Genomic DNA, 18,816 nt, shown 5'->3' with positions numbered 1-18,816 from the left:
CTAAGCACAACTGTCATCTGTTCGTCATAATGGCCGCTTATAACTGTCACGCTCGCCTGCCAGCGCGGGCTCAGGAGTCTGCCGTGAGCTTTACCCCCGCCAACCGTTTGTTTCCTGCAACCCGCCTGCGTCGTAACCGCCGTGATGATTTCTCGCGTCGACTGGTCCGTGAAAACGTTCTGACCGTCGATGACTTGATCCTGCCGGTGTTCGTGCTGGACGGTGAAAACCGTCGCGAAGCGGTGGCGTCGATGCCGGGCGTAGAGCGCCTGACCATCGATCTGTTGCTCGAAGAAGCGGCCAAGTGGGTCGAACTGGGGATTCCAGCGTTGGCACTGTTCCCGGTGACGCCGCCGGAGCTCAAGTCCCTGGACGCCGCTGAAGCCTGGAACCCGAACGGCATCGCCCAGCGCGCCACCCGCGCCTTGCGTGCGCAGTTCCCTGAACTGGGGGTGATCACCGACGTCGCCCTGGACCCGTTCACCACCCACGGTCAGGACGGTATCCTCGACGAAGAAGGCTACGTGCAGAACGACATTACCGTCGACGCACTGGTCAAGCAGGCCTTGTCCCACGCCGAGGCCGGCGCTCAGGTGGTGGCCCCGTCGGACATGATGGACGGTCGCATCCAGGCGATCCGCGAAGCGTTGGAGCTGGCCGATCACGTCAACGTGCGGATCATGGCCTACTCGGCCAAGTACGCCAGCGCCTATTACGGCCCGTTCCGCGACGCGGTGGGTTCGGCGCTGAACCTGGGCAAGGCCAACAAGGCCTCCTATCAGATGGACCCGGCCAACAGCAACGAAGCCCTGCACGAAGTGGCGGCGGACTTGTCAGAAGGCGCGGACATGGTCATGGTCAAGCCAGGCATGCCGTATCTGGACATCCTTTACCGGGTCAAAGAAGAATTTAAAGTGCCGACCTTTGTTTATCAGGTCAGCGGTGAATACGCCATGCACATGGCGGCCATCCAGAATGGCTGGTTGAGTGAAGGGGTTATCCTCGAATCCCTGACCGCTTTTAAACGTGCAGGGGCCGATGGCATCCTGACTTACTTTGCCGTGCGTGCCGCTCAATTGTTACGAGAGCAGAAATAGCCCTCCCAGGAACATTCCATGAATACCGAAGGACTCACTGAAGTTGCCGTAAAAGAAGCTCAACCCGTGGTCGAGCAAATCGCCGAGACCCCGCCGGAGCTGGAGCCCGCTCCACCTGCGGCGGTCACCGAACCCGCGACAGCGGCGCCGGCGATTGCCATTCCCGGCCTGGATGACAGCAGCCTGTATATCCATCGCGAGCTATCGCAACTGCAGTTCAACATTCGCGTGCTGGAGCAGGCGCTGGATGAGTCCTACCCGTTGCTGGAGCGGCTGAAGTTTCTGCTGATCTTCTCCAGCAACCTGGACGAGTTCTTCGAAATTCGCGTGGCCGGCCTGAAGAAGCAGATCACCTTCGCCCGTGAACAGGCCGGCGCCGATGGCCTGCAACCGCATCAGGCCCTGGCCCGCATCAGCGAGCTGGTGCACGGTCACGTCGACCGCCAGTACGCGATCCTCAATGACATTCTGTTGCCGGAACTGGAAAAACATCAGGTCCGCTTCATCCGTCGGCGTCACTGGACCACCAAGATCAAAACCTGGGTGCGCCGCTATTTCCGCGACGAGATCGCGCCGATCATCACCCCGATCGGCCTCGACCCGACGCACCCGTTCCCGTTGCTGGTGAACAAGAGCCTGAACTTCATCGTCGAGCTCGAAGGCATTGACGCCTTCGGTCGCGATTCCGGTCTGGCGATCATCCCGGCGCCACGCCTGTTGCCGCGCGTCATCAAGTTGCCGGAAGAAGTGGGCGGCGCGGGCGACAACTATGTGTTCCTGTCGTCGATGATCCACGCGCACGCCGATGACCTGTTCCAGGGCATGAAGGTCAAGGGCTGCTACCAGTTCCGCCTGACCCGAAACGCCGACCTCGCGGTCGATACCGAAGACGTGGAAGACCTGGCTCGCGCCCTGCGCGGCGAGTTGTTCTCCCGTCGCTACGGGGACGCGGTGCGTCTGGAAGTCGCCGACACGTGCCCGAAACACTTGTCCGACTACTTGCTCAAGCAGTTCAACCTGCACGAGACCGAGCTGTATCAGGTCAACGGCCCGGTCAACTTGACTCGCCTGTTCAGCATTACCGGCCTGGACAGTCAGCGCGCGCTGCAATACATGCCGTTCACGCCGCAGATCCCGAAACTGCTGCAGAACAGCGAGAACATCTTCAGCGTGATCAGCAAGCAGGACATCCTGCTGCTGCACCCGTTCGAGTCGTTTACCCCGGTGGTCGACCTGCTGCGCCAGGCCGCGAAGGACCCGCATGTCTTGGCGGTCCGCCAGACGTTGTACCGCTCCGGCGCCAACTCGGAAATCGTCGATGCGCTGGTCGATGCCGCGCGTAACGGCAAGGAAGTCACTGCGGTGATCGAATTGCGCGCGCGGTTCGATGAAGAGTCCAACCTGCAACTGGCCAGCCGTCTGCAAGCGGCCGGTGCGGTGGTGATTTACGGCGTGGTCGGCTTCAAGACCCACGCCAAGATGATGCTGATTCTGCGTCGCGAGGCCGGCGAGATCGTGCGTTACGCGCATTTGGGCACGGGCAACTACCACGCGGCCAACGCCCGCCTGTACACCGACTACAGCTTGCTGACCTCGGACGACGCCTTGTGCGAAGACGTCGGCAAACTGTTCAGCCAGCTGATCGGCATGGGTAAAACCCTGCGCATGAAGAAGCTGCTGCACGCGCCGTTCACGTTGAAGAAGGGCATGCTCGACATGATTGCCCGCGAAACCCAGTTCGCCCTCGACGGCAAACCGGCGCACATCATCGCCAAGTTCAACTCGCTGACCGATCCGAAGATCATCCGCGCGCTGTACAAGGCCAGCCAGTCTGGCGTGCGCATTGATCTGGTGGTGCGCGGCATGTGCTGCCTGCGGCCGGGCATCGCCGGGGTTTCGCACAATATCCATGTGCGCTCGATCATCGGTCGCTTCCTGGAACACACCCGGGTCTTCTACTTCCTCAATGGCGGCGAAGAGCAGATGTTCCTGTCCAGTGCCGACTGGATGGAGCGCAACCTCGACAAGCGTGTCGAGACTTGCTTCCCGGTCGAAGGCAAGAAGCTGATCATGCGGGTCAAGAAAGAGCTGGAGCTGTATCTGACCGACAACACTCACAGCTGGAGCCTGCAGGCGGACGGTCGCTACATCCGCAACACCCCGACCGGCAACCAGAACCCGCGCAGTGCGCAGGCGACGTTGCTGGAGCGGTTGGGTAGCCCGATTTTGACAGTTCGTTAACGCAGATTCGGCTGGGCAAAAAAAGGGCGATCCATATGGATCGCCCTTTTTTTCATGTCGAACCGCGTTCCCTGTAGGAGCTGTCGAGTGAAACGAGGCTGCGATCTTTTGATCTTGTTCTTTATAAAAGCAAGATCAAAAGATCGCAGCCTCGTTTCACTCGACAGCTCCTACAGGTGACTTAGCGGACGTTTAGCACAAAGCCGACGCGAGTCAGCCATTCCGCCTCGAGGGCGAAGTCGGCCTGGGTCAGTTGGTTTTCGTCCAGCCAGTTTTCCGGGAACAACACATCGAGGCTGTCGCGGCTGGCGTGCAATACCACCTGCGGCATTTCCTGGGTGCCACGGATGTGATGGAACAGGATCGCAAAGCGCAGCAGCACGCACAGGCGGATCAGCTTGACGCCTTCATCGCCAAAATCGGCAAACCGGTCCTTGGGAATATTGCGCCGGTGACCACGCACCAGCAGCGCGAGCATCAGTTGGTCTTCCCGGGAGAACCCGGCCAGGTCCGAGTGTTCGATCAGGTAGGATCCGTGCTTGTGGTACTGATAGTGAGCGATGTCCAGGCCCACTTCATGGACCTTGGCAGCCCAGCCGAGCAGTTCGCGCCAGACGCCGTCGTCCAGATCCCAATCCTTGGCCACTTGATCGAAGGCATGCAGGGCTTTGCGCTCGACGCGTGCCGCTTGTTCCAGATCGACGTGGTAACGCTCCATCAGCGAGCTGAGGGTGCGCTCACGGACGTCTTCATGATGATGACGGCCGAGCAGGTCATAGAGCACGCCTTCGCGCAGGGCGCCTTCACAGTGGTCCATGCGTTGCAGTTCGAGGGCGTCGAAGATCGCTTCGAGAATCGCCAGGCCAGCGGGGAAGATCGCGCGGCGGTCGGGCTTGATGCCCTCGAAGTCGATTTTCTCGACATCGCCCAGCTTCATCAGTTTGCGCTTGAGCCAGGCCAGGCCTTCGGCATTCACCTCGCCCGCGCCATGACCGCCGGCCTTCAGCGCCAGACCGATGGCGCGGATGGTGCCCGAAGAGCCGATGGCTTCATCCCAGGTCAGGCGATGCAGGGCGTGTTCGATGCTCATGATCTCCAGCCGCGCCGCGGTGTACGCCTGGGCGTAGCGGGCCGGGGTGATCTTGCCGTCCTTGAAATAACGCTGGGTGTAGCTGACGCAGCCCATCTGCAGGCTTTCGCGCAGCAGCGGTTCGAAGCGCTGGCCGATGATGAATTCGGTACTGCCGCCGCCGATGTCGGCTACCAGGCGTTTGCCCGGGGTGTCGGCGAGGGTGTGGGAGACACCGAGGTAGATCAGGCGCGCTTCTTCACGGCCGGAGATGACTTCCACCGGGTGGCCAAGGATTTCTTCGGCGCGGCGGATGAATTCGTTGCGATTGCGGGCTTCACGCAGGGCGTTGGTGCCGACGATCCGTACGGCGCCGGATGGCATACCGTTGATCAGTTGGGCAAAACGCTTCAGGCAATCGAGCCCGCGCTGCATGGATTCTTCGTTGAGCTTGCGCTCTTCGTCGATGCCGGCGGCCAGCTGAACCTTCTCCCCGAGACGTTCGAGAATACGGATTTCGCCGTTCTGGGCCTTGGCCACGACCATGTGAAAGCTGTTGGAGCCCAGGTCGATTGCGGCGATCAAGGACAGATTCTTGGCTTGGGATTGCGGCATGGTCATGGGGTCTCGGTCGATAACCTCGACATCGTGCCACGATCAAACGCTGACGCCAACGCGCAGGAGCTGTCGAAGGCTGCGATCTTCTGCCGCGGGAATGTTTGCGGTGCTGCTGATGGCCTCTTCGCGAGCAAGCCCGCTCCCACATTTAACCGCGTACCTCAGTAACGACGCGGTCAACTGTGGGAGCGGGCTTGCTCGCGAAGGCGGCCTTCCGGTCAACAAAGATCTATCAGACCGCCGCTTCTACCGTCCCGATGAAATTCGCCAACTCCGCCGTCTGCGGATTCGCAAACAAAACCTTCGGATCCCCCACCTCATGCACCTTGCCCTGATGCATGAACACCAACTTATCCCCAACCTCCCGGGCAAAGCGCATTTCATGGGTGACCATGATCAGCGTCATGCCTTCTTTGGCCAGTTGCCGAACCACGCTCAGCACTTCATTGACCAGTTCCGGGTCCAGCGCCGAGGTGATCTCGTCGCACAGCAAGACTTTGGGCGACATCGCCAACGCCCGGGCAATCGCCACGCGCTGTTGCTGTCCGCCTGACAATCGATCCGGGAAGGCATCAAACTTCTCGCCCAGCCCGACCCGTTCCAGCATCTCCCGCGCCAGCTCGACCGCTTTGGCCTTCGGCACTTTCTGCACCACTTGCGGCGCGAGCATCACGTTCTCGCCGACGGTCAGGTGCGGGAACAGGTTGAACTGCTGGAACACCATCCCGACTTTCTGCCGCAGGCTGCGCAAGTCAGCGCGGGCGGCGTCGAGGTATTCGCCGTCGACTTCGATCACGCCGTCGTTGATCGACTCCAGGCCATTGAGGGTGCGCAGCAAAGTGGATTTACCCGAGCCGCTGCGGCCGATGATCGCCACCACCTGGCCTTCCTCGACGCTCAGGTCGATGCCTTTGAGTACGTGGTGGTCGCCGTAATATTTATGCAGGGCGGAAATTCTAAGCAGAGGCATGCAGTCTCCTTTCCAGGTAGCGCGCGCTGAGGGACAAGGGGTAGCAGAGCAGGAAGTAACCGAGGGCGACGAGGCCGTAGACCATGAACGGTTCGAAGGTCGCGTTGGCGAGCATGCCGCCGGTCTTGGTCAGTTCGGTGAAGCCGATGATCGAAGTCACGGCGGTGCCTTTGACCACTTGCACCGAGAAGCCCACGGTCGGCGCCACGGCAATCCGCAGCGCTTGCGGCAGGATCACGTAGCGCAGCTGCTCCAGCGGATTCAGCGCCAGGCTCGACGAGGCTTCCCACTGGCCGTTGGGAATTGAATCGACGCAGCCGCGCCAGATCTCCGCCAGATAGGCGCTGGTGAACAGCGTCAGCGCCAGCGCTGCGGCCATCCACGGCGAAATCTCCACGCCAGCCAATGCCACGCCGAAGAACACCAGAAACAGCTGCATCAACAGCGGCGTACCCTGGAACAGCTCGATGTAGGTACGGGCAAGGTTGCGCGGCAGGGGCTTTTTCGAGATGCGCATGACCATGATCAGCAAACCGATCAACCCGCCACCGATAAACGCCACCAGCGACAGCGCCAGCGTCCATTGCAGGCCGGTGAGCAGGTTGCGCACCACGTCCCAGAACGTGAAATCGCTCATTGGCTGCTCCTCGAAATGTAGCGGCGACCGATCCAGTTCAACAACTGGCGGATCAGCAACGCCATGCACAGATAAAGCAGCGTGGTCAGCGCATAGGTTTCAAAGGCGCGGAAGTTGCGCGACTGAATGAAGTTGGCGGCAAAGCTCAGCTCTTCGGTGGCGATCTGCGAGCAGACCGCCGAGCCGAGCATGACGATGATGATCTGGCTGCTCAGGGCCGGCCAGACCTTGCCCAGCGCCGGCAGCAGGATCACGTGGCGGAACGCTTCGAATCGGCTCATCGCCAAGGCTGCTGCGGCTTCCAGCTGTCCTCGGGGAATTGCCTGGATGCCGGCGCGGATGATTTCAGTCGAGTAGGCGCCGAGGTTGATCACCATCGCCAGCACCGCCGCCTGCCATTCGGAAATCTGCACGCCCAGCGACGGCAAGCCAAAGAAGATGAAAAACAGCTGCACGAGGAACGGCGTATTGCGGATCAACTCGACGTAGACCCCGAAAATCGCCGAGAACGGACGAATGTTCCACGCCCGCACCAGCGCCCCGACAATGCCCAGACCCACGCCGAGTACGGCGCCGATGGCCGTCAGTTCAAGGGTGAACAGCGCCCCGCGCAGCAGCAGGTCAGTGTTTTGCACCACCGGCAGAAAGTCGAACTGATAGGCCATATCAAGTCTCCCGGGCGACGATCAGAGATCGGCCGGCAATGGCTCTTTCAGCCAGGTCTGGGAGTTTTTTTCCAGCGCACCGTCGGTCTTGGCGGTGGCGAGGATCTGATTGACCTTGCCCAGCAGCGCCGGCTCGTTCTTGTTCACGCCGACATAGACCGGCGAGTCCTTGAGCTTCACTTTCAGCGCAGGCACGCGTTTCGGGTTTTTCTCGCTGATCGCCACCATCACCACGTTGCCGCTGGCGATCAGGTCGACTTGCCCGGCGAGGTACGCGGCGATGGTCGAGTTGTTGTCTTCGAAGCGTTTGATGGTCACGCCTTCGAGCGCGACTTTGGTCAGCTCGATGTCTTCAATGGCGCCCCGGGTGACGCTGACGGTTTTGCCCTTGAGGTCGTCCAGGCCTTTGATGTCGGCGTCTGGTGGACCGAAAACAGCGAGGTAGAACGGCGCATAAGCGCTGGAGAAGTCGATGACTTTCTCGCGCTCGGGGTTCTTGCCCAGGCTGGAGATCACCAGGTCAACCTTGCCGGTGGTCAGGAACGGGATGCGGTTGGTGCTGTTGACCGGGGTCAGTTCGAGTTTGACCTTGAGCTGGTCGGCCAGCAGTTTGGCGGTGTCGATATCGAGGCCGCGAGGTTTCATGTCCGGGCCGACCGAGCCGAACGGCGGAAAGTCTTGAGGCACGGCCACCTTGAGGACGCCGCGTTTGACCACCTCCTCCAGGCCGTCGGCGTGAGCGGGCGCCTGGGTCAGCATCAGGCTGGCAAACAGGGCGGTGAGAAGGGCGCTGTAACGCAGGGTCATGGCGAATCTCCGGATCGGCGAGGAATGAATGCTGCGGATCGACAGAGCATGGGCCATGCCAAGAAGCGGTTTTGGATGGTGCAGGCCCCGGTTTTACTGGGTCCGTTCGGTCTTACTGGTCTGAACAGTGGCGGGACGTTTCGCACCCTCATGGCGCATCTGTGAAGGGTGCCGAACCCCCATGGGGCACGACTTGCCGGGCGCTGCGAATAGCTTTACAACTAGCCGCTCATTGTCCTGGTTCGTCTGAAAAACCATGAATTCGATCTCTCGTGCCGTACCTGAAGTGGCGCTGCAAGCCATCCGTAAACTGATCACCGAGCAGGGTTTTGCGCCGGGCGATGCCTTGCCATCGCAGCGGGATCTGGCGGTGCAATTGGGGGTCAGTCGGGCATCGCTGCGTGAGGCGCTGTCGTCGTTGAGTGCGCTGGGCGTGATCAGCATCCAGCCGGGCAAGGGCGTGTTCGTGCAGTCGCCGGTCGATTTGCCGCGCGGCGATGGGGCGCTGAGCTGGCCATTCGCGGCCCAGGCATCGCCGTTGGATATTTTCCAGTTGCGCTACGCCCTGGAAGGCTTTGCCGCCGGTTTGGCCGCGGTCACTCTGAGCACGCACGAGCTCGATACGCTGGAAGACAATGTGGCCGCCATGCGCAATGAATTGAAGGCGGGCGACTTCGAAGCGGCGGCGCGACTGGATTTCGATTTTCACCGACGCATCCTGCTGGCCAGCGGCAATCAGGCGATGCTGAGCATCCTCACGGCCAGCGCCGACATCTTTCTGGAGAGCCAGAAGCTACCGTTCATCCGGGCCGAACGCGCCATGGAAACCTGGCAGGAACACCGCAAGATCCTCCGCGCGCTGGCCCGTCGCTCGTCCGGTGCGGCGCAGAAGGCCTTGCAGGAACATGTGCGCAACGCGGCCCTTCGTACTGGAATTGCCTTCGTCGCTCCCGCCACCCCGTGACTTGAGCTATACCCAAACTCATGCGGCACCATAGCGAGACTCAATCAACTGCACCTTCCTGAACGAGGGAAGGGCGGCTATGATGGGCCACGTTTTTTTGCTTACAACCTGGAGACTTCCATGAGCAGCGATCTTATCAAACACGTCACCGACGCTAGCTTCGACGTCGACGTCCTCAAGGCCGAAGGCGCTGTACTGGTCGACTACTGGGCTGAATGGTGCGGCCCTTGCAAAATGATCGCTCCTGTCCTGGACGAAATTGCTGAAACCTACAAAGGCAAACTGACCGTTGCCAAGCTGAACATCGACGAGAACCAGGAAACCCCGGCCAAGCATGGCGTGCGTGGTATCCCGACTCTGATGCTGTTCAAGAACGGCAACGTTGAAGCGACCAAGGTCGGCGCACTGTCGAAGTCGCAACTGGCTGCTTTCCTCGACGCCAACATTTAAGCGTTGTTATAAAGCGTCATGAAAAGGCCCCGCATATTGCGGGGCCTTTTCGTTATTGAGGGCTAGACGCTCCGAAACTCAGGTGGTACATTCGGCCCCGCACTGGTTTCTCCATTGCCCCCTGCTAGCCGTCGCCGACGCACTCCTTTTCGAATAAGTACGCGATCCTGTCGCCTTCTCTGCGGCGCGGCCTCATTAAGCCAAAAGCTTAATTTCCCCCCCTCCATAAATGATTACGTCATTCCTATATGAATCTGACTGAACTCAAGCAAAAGCCGATTACCGAACTGCTCGAATTGGCCGAACAGATGGGCATAGAAAATATGGCCCGTTCGCGCAAGCAGGACGTGATTTTCTCCCTGCTCAAAAAGCACGCGAAAAGCGGCGAGGAAATCTCCGGTGATGGCGTGCTGGAGATTCTCCAGGACGGCTTCGGCTTCCTGCGCTCCGCTGACGCTTCCTATCTCGCCGGCCCGGACGATATCTACGTCTCGCCGAGCCAGATCCGCCGATTCAACTTGCGCACCGGTGACACCATCGTTGGCAAGATCCGCCCTCCGAAGGAAGGCGAGCGTTATTTCGCGCTGCTCAAGGTCGACACGATCAACTACGATCGTCCCGAGAACGCGAAAAACAAGATTCTCTTCGAGAACCTGACCCCGCTGTTCCCGACCGTGCGCATGAAGATGGAAGCCGGCAACGGTTCCACCGAAGACTTGACCGGTCGTGTCATCGACCTGTGCGCCCCGATCGGCAAAGGCCAGCGCGGTCTGATCGTTGCACCGCCGAAAGCCGGCAAGACGATCATGCTGCAAAACATCGCAGCCAACATCGCGCGTAACAACCCTGAAGTTCATCTGATCGTATTGCTGATCGATGAGCGTCCGGAAGAAGTAACCGAAATGCAGCGCACCGTGCGCGGCGAAGTGGTTGCCTCGACGTTCGACGAGCCGCCAACCCGCCACGTGCAGGTTGCCGAAATGGTGATCGAGAAGGCCAAGCGCCTGGTCGAACACAAGAAAGACGTGGTGATCCTGCTCGACTCCATCACCCGTCTGGCTCGCGCCTACAACACCGTGATCCCGAGCTCCGGCAAAGTACTCACCGGTGGTGTCGATGCCCACGCCCTGGAGAAACCGAAACGTTTCTTCGGCGCCGCGCGGAACATCGAAGAAGGCGGTTCGCTGACCATCATCGCCACCGCGCTGGTTGAAACCGGCTCGAAGATGGACGAAGTGATCTACGAAGAATTCAAAGGCACCGGCAACATGGAACTGCCTCTGGACCGTCGTATCGCTGAAAAACGCGTCTTCCCGGCCATCAACATCAACCGTTCCGGCACCCGCCGCGAAGAGTTGCTGACCGCCGATGACGAGTTGCAGCGCATGTGGATCCTGCGCAAGCTGCTGCACCCGATGGATGAAATCGCTGCCATCGAGTTCCTGGTCGACAAGCTGAAAACGACCAAGACCAACGACGAGTTCTTCTTGTCGATGAAGCGTAAGTAAGACGGTTTTCAAACCGCTAAAAATGGCGTCCTTCGGGGCGCCATTTTTTTTGCGTAAAAAAAATGGAAGGTTTGAGATTAATTCCGGTCAGTTAGAAAACAAAAAACGATCGTAAAAACAATCAACTGACTGGCCATACTGTTTATGAGCACGCTTGCTTATCGAAGGGACATTGACGGCTTACGCGCAATCGCCGTGATTGCCGTGGTGCTGTTCCATTTTGGTGTTCCGGGGTTTACCGGCGGATTCGTCGGCGTAGACATTTTCTTTGTGATTTCCGGCTACCTGATCACCTCGATCATCTGGAACCAGCGTCAGGCCGGGCGCTTCAGCTTTGTCGATTTCTGGGCCCGTCGCGCCCGGCGCATTCTCCCCGCGCTGTTTGCGATGATCATTGCCGTGCTGGCGGTGGGCTGGTTCCTGCTGGCACCCAAGGACTATGAAGAGCTGGGGCGCTCGGTGCGTTACCAGGTGATGTTTGTTTCCAACATCCTGTTCATGCGTCAGGACGGCTACTTCGACGTTGCTTCCGATCTCAAGCCGTTGCTGCATACCTGGTCACTGGCGGTTGAAGAGCAGTTCTATATCGTCTTCCCGCTGTTGCTGACGCTGTTGTCGAGCCGCCTCAAGCATTGGCGTCTGGCGCTGTTCGCGGTGTTGCTGGTGTCCTTCGGGCTCAGCGTCTGGGCCGTTGCGCATCACCCTGAGAAAGCGTTTTTCCTGTTGCCGATGCGTGCCTGGGAGCTGTTGGCCGGCGCGATGCTGGCTGTTGCGCCCAGAAGCCAATGGCGCCTGACCACCGCTGGCGCACAAATGGTCAGCCTGGCCGGGTTCGGGATGATCTTGCTGGCGGTCGTGGGCTACGACAGAAGCACGCCATTCCCCGGTGCAGCCGCGTTGCTGCCGACCCTGGGCGTGGTTGCGTTGATCTGGGCCAACGGCCATCGGCAGACCCTGGTGGGTGGGCTGCTGGCCAGTCGCGTGCTGGTCGGCCTCGGGCTGATTTCCTATTCCTGGTACCTGTGGCATTGGCCGGTGTTTGTTTTTTCCAGTTACGCCAGTGTCGAGGAGCCTGGTCCGTTTGATATTGCCGGCTTGATTCTGCTCAGCCTGGTGCTGGGTTACTTGTCGTGGAAGTTCGTCGAGACGCCGTTCCGCGAGCGGCGGCTGTTGGCGGGGCGTCGGCAGATTCTGCTGGCGGCAGGTGTCGGGGTGGTGGTGTTGGGGCTGGCCGGTCAAGCGCTCCGCTGGACCGATGGCTTGCCCTCGCGCCTGTCCGATCAAGCGTTGCAGTACGCCAAGGCGAAGGAATGGCGACCGGAACTGATGCGTTGCCTGGCGGACGACAAGACCCCTGACGACAAACTTTTCTGTCATTACGGGGCGCCAGCACTGTCGTCACGGGTGCTGGTCTGGGGCGACAGTCATGCCACCGCGCTGATCCCGGTGTTCGATGACGGGGCGCAAAAGCATGGCGTCAGCGTCATTCTCACCAGTTCCCCGGGCTGCATTCCGGTGGAAGGGCTTGAGCACGATCAACGGTGCGTCCGTTTCAATCGTCGGGTCGAGCAGGCCTTGAAGCCACAAGCGGTGGGCGACGTGGTGCTGGTCGCGCGCTGGAGCCTGTATCTCTATGGCGATGCGAAGGGTGATCTCGGGCATGCCCTGAAGGATTCCCGCGGACATTACGACCGGGCCAACGCTGAGCAGCAACTCGCCGAAGGATTACAGGCGACCGTCCAGCAATTGCGCAATGGCGGGCACCGCGTCTGGTTGATCAAGGAAGCGCCGCTGCAACAGTTCAGCACGCCGTACCGTCTCAGCCGCCTGGCCATGATGCATCGCCCGACCGATGACGTCGGGCTGGCAGTAGCTGAGCACTTCAAGCGCCAGGCCTTCATCAGCCAACTGTTTGCGAAAATAGCGGCCGCCAACCCGGGCGTGACCGTGGTGGATCCGGCGCCTTTGCTGTGCGATCAAGCGGGCCTGTGCCGCGCCGAACTCGACGGCCACTCGCTGTATACCGACGACAATCACCTGTCGGAGGTCGGTGCGCGCTTCATCGCGCCGGTGCTTGAGCCGCTGTTCAACCACTTGCAAGCCCGGACGACACTGGGCAATGGCAACGTAAATGCGGCCAAGTAAGCAGCGATAAGCTGCCAGCGGACGGCAGAGCAGGTAGGATGTACGCCTATTTTAGGGGTGCCATCGTCAATGAAATTCAAGGATCTTCGGGATTTCGTGCAGCAGCTTGAGCAGCGCGGAGAGTTGAAACGCATCCAGATCCCCGTCTCTCCAGTGCTGGAGATGACCGAGGTCTGTGATCGCACGCTGCGGGCAAAGGGCCCGGCGCTGCTGTTCGAAAACCCGACCGGCTACGACATTCCGGTACTCGGCAACCTGTTCGGCACCCCCGAGCGGGTTGCCATGGGCATGGGCGCCGAGGCGGTCAGCGAACTGCGCGAGATCGGCAAGCTGCTGGCCTTCCTCAAAGAGCCTGAGCCGCCGAAGGGCTTGAAAGACGCCTGGTCCAAGCTGCCGATCTTCCGCAAGATCATTGCGATGGCCCCCAAAGTCGTCAAAGACGCGGTGTGCCAGGAAGTGGTCATCGAAGGTGACGATGTCGACCTGGCGATGTTGCCGGTGCAAACCTGCTGGCCCGGCGACGTCGGCCCGCTGATCACCTGGGGCCTGACCGTCACCAAAGGTCCGAACAAGGACCGCCAGAACCTCGGCATCTACCGTCAGCAAGTGATTGGCCGCAATAAAGTCATCATGCGCTGGCTGAGCCACCGTGGCGGCGCGCTGGATTATCGCGAATGGTGCGAGAAGCATCCTGGCCAGCCGTTCCCGGTCTCCGTGGCATTGGGTGCTGATCCGGCGACCATTCTTGGCGCCGTGACGCCGGTACCGGACAGCCTCTCCGAATACGCCTTCGCCGGTCTGCTGCGCGGCAACCGCACCGAGCTGGTGAAATGCCGCGGCAACGACCTGCAAGTGCCGGCCACTGCCGAGATCATCCTTGAAGGCGTGATTCATCCGGGCGAAATGGCTGATGAAGGCCCGTACGGCGACCATACCGGTTACTACAACGAAGTCGACAGCTTCCCGGTGTTCACCGTCGAGCGCATCACCCACCGGATCAAACCGATCTACCACAGCACCTACACCGGCCGTCCGCCGGATGAGCCGGCGATTCTCGGCGTGGCGCTGAACGAAGTGTTCGTGCCGATCCTGCAGAAGCAGTTCCCGGAAATCACCGACTTCTACCTGCCGCCGGAAGGTTGCTCGTACCGCATGGCCATCGTGACCATGAAGAAGTCGTATCCGGGCCACGCCAAGCGGGTAATGCTTGGTGTGTGGTCGTTTTTGCGACAGTTCATGTACACCAAGTTCGTTATCGTCACTGACGACGATATCAATGCGCGGGACTGGAACGACGTGATCTGGGCCATCACCACGCGCATGGACCCCAAGCGCGACACGGTGATGATCGACAACACGCCGATCGACTACCTCGACTTCGCCTCGCCGGTCTCCGGCCTAGGCTCGAAGATGGGCCTGGATGCCACGCATAAATGGCCCGGCGAAACCACTCGCGAGTGGGGCCGGGTGATCGTCAAGGACGACGCCGTGACCCAGCGGATCGATGCCATCTGGAATCAGTTAGGAATAGATTGATGCGTGTAACCTTGCAGCCGTCCGGAGCAGTGCTAGAGATTCTGCCCGGCGAGCGGATTCTCGATGGCGCGCGGCGTCTGGGCTTTGAATGCCCGCAAAGCTGCCGCAACGGTAACTGCCACGTGTGCGCGGCGTTGCTGGTGGAAGGTCGGGTCGAACAGGCCGGGCATGTGCGCGACCATGGCGAGTTCTACACTTGCATAGCAGAGCCGCTGGAAGACTGCATCGTGCTGTGGGATGGCGTGCTCGCGCTGGGAGAATTGCCGGTGCGCAGCTTGTCGTGTCAGGTCATTGAATGCAGGGACGTGGGCGGCGATACCTTTCGCGTGCATCTGCGAGCGCCGGCCGGCAAGCCGCCGCGTTATCACGCCGGCCAGTATTTGATGATCGAACGCGAGAACGGCGAGAAATCCGCCTTCTCCCTGGCCTCGGCACCCCATGCCGGGCGCGACCTGGAAATCCATGTGCTGGCGCGCGAAAGCAGTGCGCTAAACCTGATCGAGCAACTGCAGCGCAACCCGATGGTGCGCATCGAGATGCCGTTCGGCGATACCCATCTGGCGGAACTGCCGGACGGTCCGCTGGTGCTGATCGCCGCGGGTACGGGCATGGGTCAGATCCACAGCCTGATCGAACATTGCCGGGCGACCGGGTTCAAGCATCCGGTGCATCTGTATTGGGGCGTGCGTCGGCCGGAAGACTTTTATGAAATCGAGCATTGGGATGAATGGCTGAAACTGCCCAATCTGTTCCTGCATAAGGTCGTCAGCGATCAATGCGGCTGGCAGGGGCGTTGCGGGATGCTGCATGAGGCGGTGTGTGAGGATTTCCCGGATCTGAAATCCTTGCATGTGTATGCCAGCGGCTCACCGGCCATGGTCTACGGCACGCTGGATGCGCTTGTTGAAGCAGGGATGGATGCTCATCAGATGCGTGCGGATGTGTTTGCGTACGCGCCGCGCTCTTAATCGTTATAACTTCCCATATAGCCGATCGGTATTTATAAATTTATATAAATGCCGGTAGGTTATATCTCAACAAGGCAATTATTTAAGAACTGTGCCATGGCACTTAAATTGCCTTAAAACATATGTGCCTTATTGTTACAGCGGTGCGTTCTATTAAGTAATTCTTTATCCGCGGGGAGCTGAACGCTATTCGCCATGAGCGCCATTGAATCTGCAATTTTGAATCTGGCTTACCCTCCGCGGCTCGATCTGGGGCCGCAGCTTACGCACGAACAATTGCTCAGCTCGATGCAGTCGACCATGGCGCGTCACAAGGGCGGGCCGGTCTGGTTGTTCGCTTATGGTTCGCTGATCTGGCGCCCTGAATGCCCGGCGGTGGAGCGAGTGCGCGGTCGCGTGCATGGTTACCATCGCGGCTTGTACCTGTGGTCCCACGAACATCGCGGCACGCCGGAAGTCCCTGGTCTGGTCTTTGGCCTGGATCGCGGCGGTTCTTGCAGCGGTTTCGCCTATCGATTGCCCGAAGAACAACTGGAAGCTTCGCTGTATGCGCTTTGGCAGCGCGAAATGCCGTTCCCGTCCTATCGCCCACACTGGCTCAACTGCCGTCTCGAAGACGGAAGCCAGGTTCAGGCATTGGGATTTGTCCTGGAGCGGCACCTGCCCAGCTATGCCGGCAACTTGCCGGATCATGTGCTGAGCCATGTGTTCGAAAACGCTTGCGGGCGTTACGGCACCACTCGCGATTATGTCGAGCAGACCGCCAACGCCCTGCGTAGCCACGCCATGCCAGACCGGAATCTGGAGGCGCGGCTCAAGCGCTGCCAATCAAAAGACGATCAGGCGATCGCTTCGCGGCTCTGACTGGCGACGTTCTTGTGACCCAGCGTGGGTGCCAGGAACGCCATCGCCAGCAGGCAGGCAACGACCAGCAGGATGAAACCGCCATCCCAGCCGAAATAGTCCACGGTGTAACCCATCAGGGCACTGGCCGCGACTGAACCACCCAGATAACCGAACAGACCGGTAAAGCCCGCGGCGGTACCGGCGGCTTTCTTCGGTACCAGCTCCAGCGCCTGCAAGCCCACCAGCATCACCGGGCCGTAGATCAGGAAGCCGATCGCGAACAGCGAGATCATGTCGACCATCGGGTTGCCCGGCGGATTCAGCCAGTACACGATCGTCGCAACGGTCACCAACGCCATGAACACCATGCCGGTCAGGCCACGATTGCCGCGGAAGATCTTGTCCGACATCCAGCCGCACAGCAGCGTGCCGGGAATGCCCGCCCACTCGTACAGGAAGTACGCCCACGACGTCTTGTCGAAGTCGAAGTGCTTGACCTCTTTGAGGTAGGTCGGCGCCCAATCCAGAATGCCGTAGCGCAGCAAGTAGACGAAGACGTTTGCCAGGGCGATGAACCAGAGCATTTTGTTGCGCAGCACGTATTTGACGAAGATGTCCTTGGCGCTGAATTCTTCTTCGTGGCTGGCGTCGTAGCCTTCCGGGTAATCGTTTTTGTACTTCTCGATCGGCGGCAGGCCGGTCGATTGCGGCGTGTCGCGCATCACAATGAACGCAAAGACAGCGACCAGCAGCGCCACGGCGGCAGGGACGTAGAACTTGCTGTGCCAGTCGTTGAACCAGCCCATGCCGAGAATCGCCAACGGGCCGATCAAGCCACCGCCGACGTTATGCGCGGTGTTCCAGACCGACACCACACCGCCGCGTTCTTTCTGCGACCACCAGTGCACCATGGTCCGGCCACTTGGCGGCCAGCCCATGCCTTGTGCCCAACCGTTGATGAACAACAGGATGAACATCATGGTCACGCTGGACGTCGCCCATGGCGCGAAACCGAACACGAACATCACCCCGGCGGAGACCACCAGGCCGAAGGGCAGGAAGTAGCGCGGATTGGAGCGGTCGGACACGATGCCCATCAGGAACTTGGACAGACCGTAGGCGATGGCAATCGCCGACATGGCCACACCCAGTTGACCCTTTGTATAGCCTTGGGCGATCAGATCGGGGAACGCCAGGGTGAAGTTCTTGCGCAGCAGGTAGTAACCCGCGTAGCCAATGAAAATACCGGCGAAGATCTGCCAACGGAGTCGTCGGTAGGTGCTGTCTATTTTTTCTTCAGGCAATGGAGCCTGATGTGCGGCAGGACGAAAGAAAGCAAACATTCAAGAGCTCCAGATTTCTTGTTTTGACTGCGGATGCGAATGTTACAGTTTCGTTACCGAAAATAGCACCGGTTCGCATCGACCAAACAGCGGAAATGTGGGAGATCGCGTGTTCCTTTATGAACATGTCGCACAGGTATAAGTGAAGGGCGTTGTGGGAAACGTCCCGAGTGGTCATTGATGACGCATTTAGGTCCGAGGTAGGACGCGGCTTTGGGAAATGTCCTGCGAATGAATGGGAAGGGGCGACGTTCTGTTTTGAGTCGCTGATCCATAACCTGTGTGCAGGTGCCAGGCCTGGCATTTCGAAAGCAGCGGGGAGTGGGTATGCGGTGGGTTGCGTTGGTGTTTTTGCTGGTTGCGTCTGTCTGTGTATGGGCGGAGGAGGTGTTTCTGATACCCGAAAATAATCCGAAGCCGATCTACCCCAGCAAGCTTTTCAGGGAAGGGATTACCGGTGAAGTTCGGGTCAGGTTCACCGTGAGTGCCGATGGTTCGGTCAACAAGGTGAGCATTCTGCAAAGCGACCATCCTGATCTGGCCGAAGCGTCCCGGGAGGCAATCGCGCAGTGGCGTTTCAAACCGTGGGTGGTCGAAGGTGGCCTGCCCGCCGAGCAGGAGGTGACGGCCCCCATAGTTTTCCGGCTGGATCTGGACACGCCCATTCACGCTAACCAGTGGCTCAAGAGGTTGAGGTGCCGGGACGTCAATGAGGCGATGGGCGACACCCCGGAACACTCATGGGTTGATGCAGCCTTGTTTGCTTACACGCGGGCCTATTTGTCGAACGTGATTTATACGGAGCAGTTGGAAAATGAGCAGCGCCTGGCGCTGATCGCAAAACTCAACAAGCGAGTGCCGAGAATAGTCAGGGAGTGTCGGGCGGGCCCGGTTCGCAAATACATAAGCGTACTGCCGGAAGAGATTCGCAAGTTGATTTGACTCCGGACAA

General features: G+C 59.9%; 16 protein-coding genes. 10 read left to right on the top strand and 6 right to left on the bottom strand.

Annotated features, from left to right (window positions below; all coding sequences use genetic code 11):
* Positions 1 to 83: 83 nt before the first annotated feature.
* Entirely contained in the window at positions 84 to 1,097 is a 1,014-nt protein-coding gene (gene hemB / locus ACA049_RS29500) for a porphobilinogen synthase (RefSeq protein ID WP_008150323.1), read from the top strand.
* 18 nt (positions 1,098 to 1,115) lie between these two features.
* The gene (gene ppk1, locus ACA049_RS29495) at positions 1,116 to 3,338 is read left to right on the top strand and encodes a polyphosphate kinase 1 (protein ID WP_497331787.1); all 2,223 of its coding nucleotides are present in this window, start codon (positions 1,116 to 1,118) and stop codon (positions 3,336 to 3,338) included.
* 181 nt (positions 3,339 to 3,519) lie between these two features.
* Here ppk1 and ppx read toward each other — a convergent pair whose 3' ends face one another.
* From ppx to ACA049_RS29470, 5 genes are all read right to left on the bottom strand, one after another.
* The gene (ppx, locus tag ACA049_RS29490; protein WP_497337010.1) at positions 3,520 to 5,022 is read right to left on the bottom strand and encodes an exopolyphosphatase; all 1,503 of its coding nucleotides are present in this window, start codon (positions 5,020 to 5,022) and stop codon (positions 3,520 to 3,522) included.
* A 235-nt stretch (positions 5,023 to 5,257) separates the two neighbouring features.
* Positions 5,258 to 5,995 carry an amino acid ABC transporter ATP-binding protein gene (locus ACA049_RS29485; protein WP_497331785.1) on the bottom strand — a complete coding sequence of 246 codons (738 nt, stop codon included), beginning with the start codon at positions 5,993 to 5,995 and terminating at the stop codon, positions 5,258 to 5,260.
* A complete protein-coding gene (locus ACA049_RS29480) occupies positions 5,982 to 6,632 on the bottom strand; it encodes an amino acid ABC transporter permease (RefSeq protein WP_497331783.1) in 651 nt (216 codons plus the stop codon). The genes ACA049_RS29485 and ACA049_RS29480 overlap by 14 nt, the downstream gene beginning before the upstream one ends.
* Entirely contained in the window at positions 6,629 to 7,297 is a 669-nt protein-coding gene (locus ACA049_RS29475) for an amino acid ABC transporter permease (RefSeq protein WP_497296577.1), read from the bottom strand. Before ACA049_RS29475 ends, ACA049_RS29480 begins: the two co-directional genes overlap by 4 nt.
* 21 nt (positions 7,298 to 7,318) lie before the next feature.
* On the bottom strand, positions 7,319 to 8,104 hold the full coding sequence (locus ACA049_RS29470; protein ID WP_497331781.1) for a transporter substrate-binding domain-containing protein: 786 nt from the start codon (positions 8,102 to 8,104) through the stop codon (positions 7,319 to 7,321).
* 256 nt (positions 8,105 to 8,360) lie between these two features.
* Here ACA049_RS29470 and ACA049_RS29465 point away from each other — a divergent pair, with 256 nt between their 5' ends.
* From ACA049_RS29465 to ACA049_RS29435, 7 genes are all read left to right on the top strand, one after another.
* Positions 8,361 to 9,068, top strand: a complete 708-nt coding sequence (locus ACA049_RS29465) for a FadR/GntR family transcriptional regulator (RefSeq protein WP_497331779.1) — start codon at positions 8,361 to 8,363, stop codon at positions 9,066 to 9,068.
* 120 nt (positions 9,069 to 9,188) lie between these two features.
* A complete protein-coding gene (gene trxA, locus ACA049_RS29460) occupies positions 9,189 to 9,518 on the top strand; it encodes a thioredoxin TrxA (protein WP_008150340.1) in 330 nt (109 codons plus the stop codon).
* Positions 9,519 to 9,766: 248 nt separating this feature from the next.
* Entirely contained in the window at positions 9,767 to 11,026 is a 1,260-nt protein-coding gene (gene rho / locus ACA049_RS29455) for a transcription termination factor Rho (RefSeq protein WP_007942421.1), read from the top strand.
* 144 nt (positions 11,027 to 11,170) lie between these two features.
* Entirely contained in the window at positions 11,171 to 13,171 is a 2,001-nt protein-coding gene (locus ACA049_RS29450) for an acyltransferase family protein (RefSeq protein WP_497331777.1), read from the top strand.
* 69 nt (positions 13,172 to 13,240) lie between these two features.
* The gene (gene ubiD / locus ACA049_RS29445; protein WP_007942423.1) at positions 13,241 to 14,707 is read left to right on the top strand and encodes a 4-hydroxy-3-polyprenylbenzoate decarboxylase; all 1,467 of its coding nucleotides are present in this window, start codon (positions 13,241 to 13,243) and stop codon (positions 14,705 to 14,707) included.
* On the top strand, positions 14,707 to 15,675 hold the full coding sequence (locus ACA049_RS29440) for a CDP-6-deoxy-delta-3,4-glucoseen reductase (RefSeq protein ID WP_497331775.1): 969 nt from the start codon (positions 14,707 to 14,709) through the stop codon (positions 15,673 to 15,675). Before ubiD ends, ACA049_RS29440 begins: the two co-directional genes overlap by 1 nt.
* A 195-nt stretch (positions 15,676 to 15,870) precedes the next feature.
* A complete protein-coding gene (locus ACA049_RS29435; RefSeq protein WP_497331773.1) occupies positions 15,871 to 16,539 on the top strand; it encodes a gamma-glutamylcyclotransferase in 669 nt (222 codons plus the stop codon).
* On the opposite strand, the gene glpT is transcribed toward ACA049_RS29435, so the two are convergent.
* Positions 16,515 to 17,864, bottom strand: a complete 1,350-nt coding sequence (gene glpT, locus ACA049_RS29430; RefSeq protein ID WP_497331771.1) for a glycerol-3-phosphate transporter — start codon at positions 17,862 to 17,864, stop codon at positions 16,515 to 16,517. The two genes, ACA049_RS29435 and glpT, sit on opposite strands and share 25 nt — an antisense overlap.
* A gap of 327 nt (positions 17,865 to 18,191) precedes the next feature.
* On the opposite strand from glpT, the gene ACA049_RS29425 reads away from it, so the two are divergent.
* Positions 18,192 to 18,806 carry an energy transducer TonB gene (locus tag ACA049_RS29425; protein WP_497331769.1) on the top strand — a complete coding sequence of 205 codons (615 nt, stop codon included), beginning with the start codon at positions 18,192 to 18,194 and terminating at the stop codon, positions 18,804 to 18,806.
* Positions 18,807 to 18,816: the final 10 nt, after the last annotated feature.

The organism is Pseudomonas sp. LBUM1662 (genome assembly GCF_059695915.1).
Note: the sequence above shows the minus strand (reverse complement) of the source record. Positions and strands in the feature narration are given on the sequence as shown.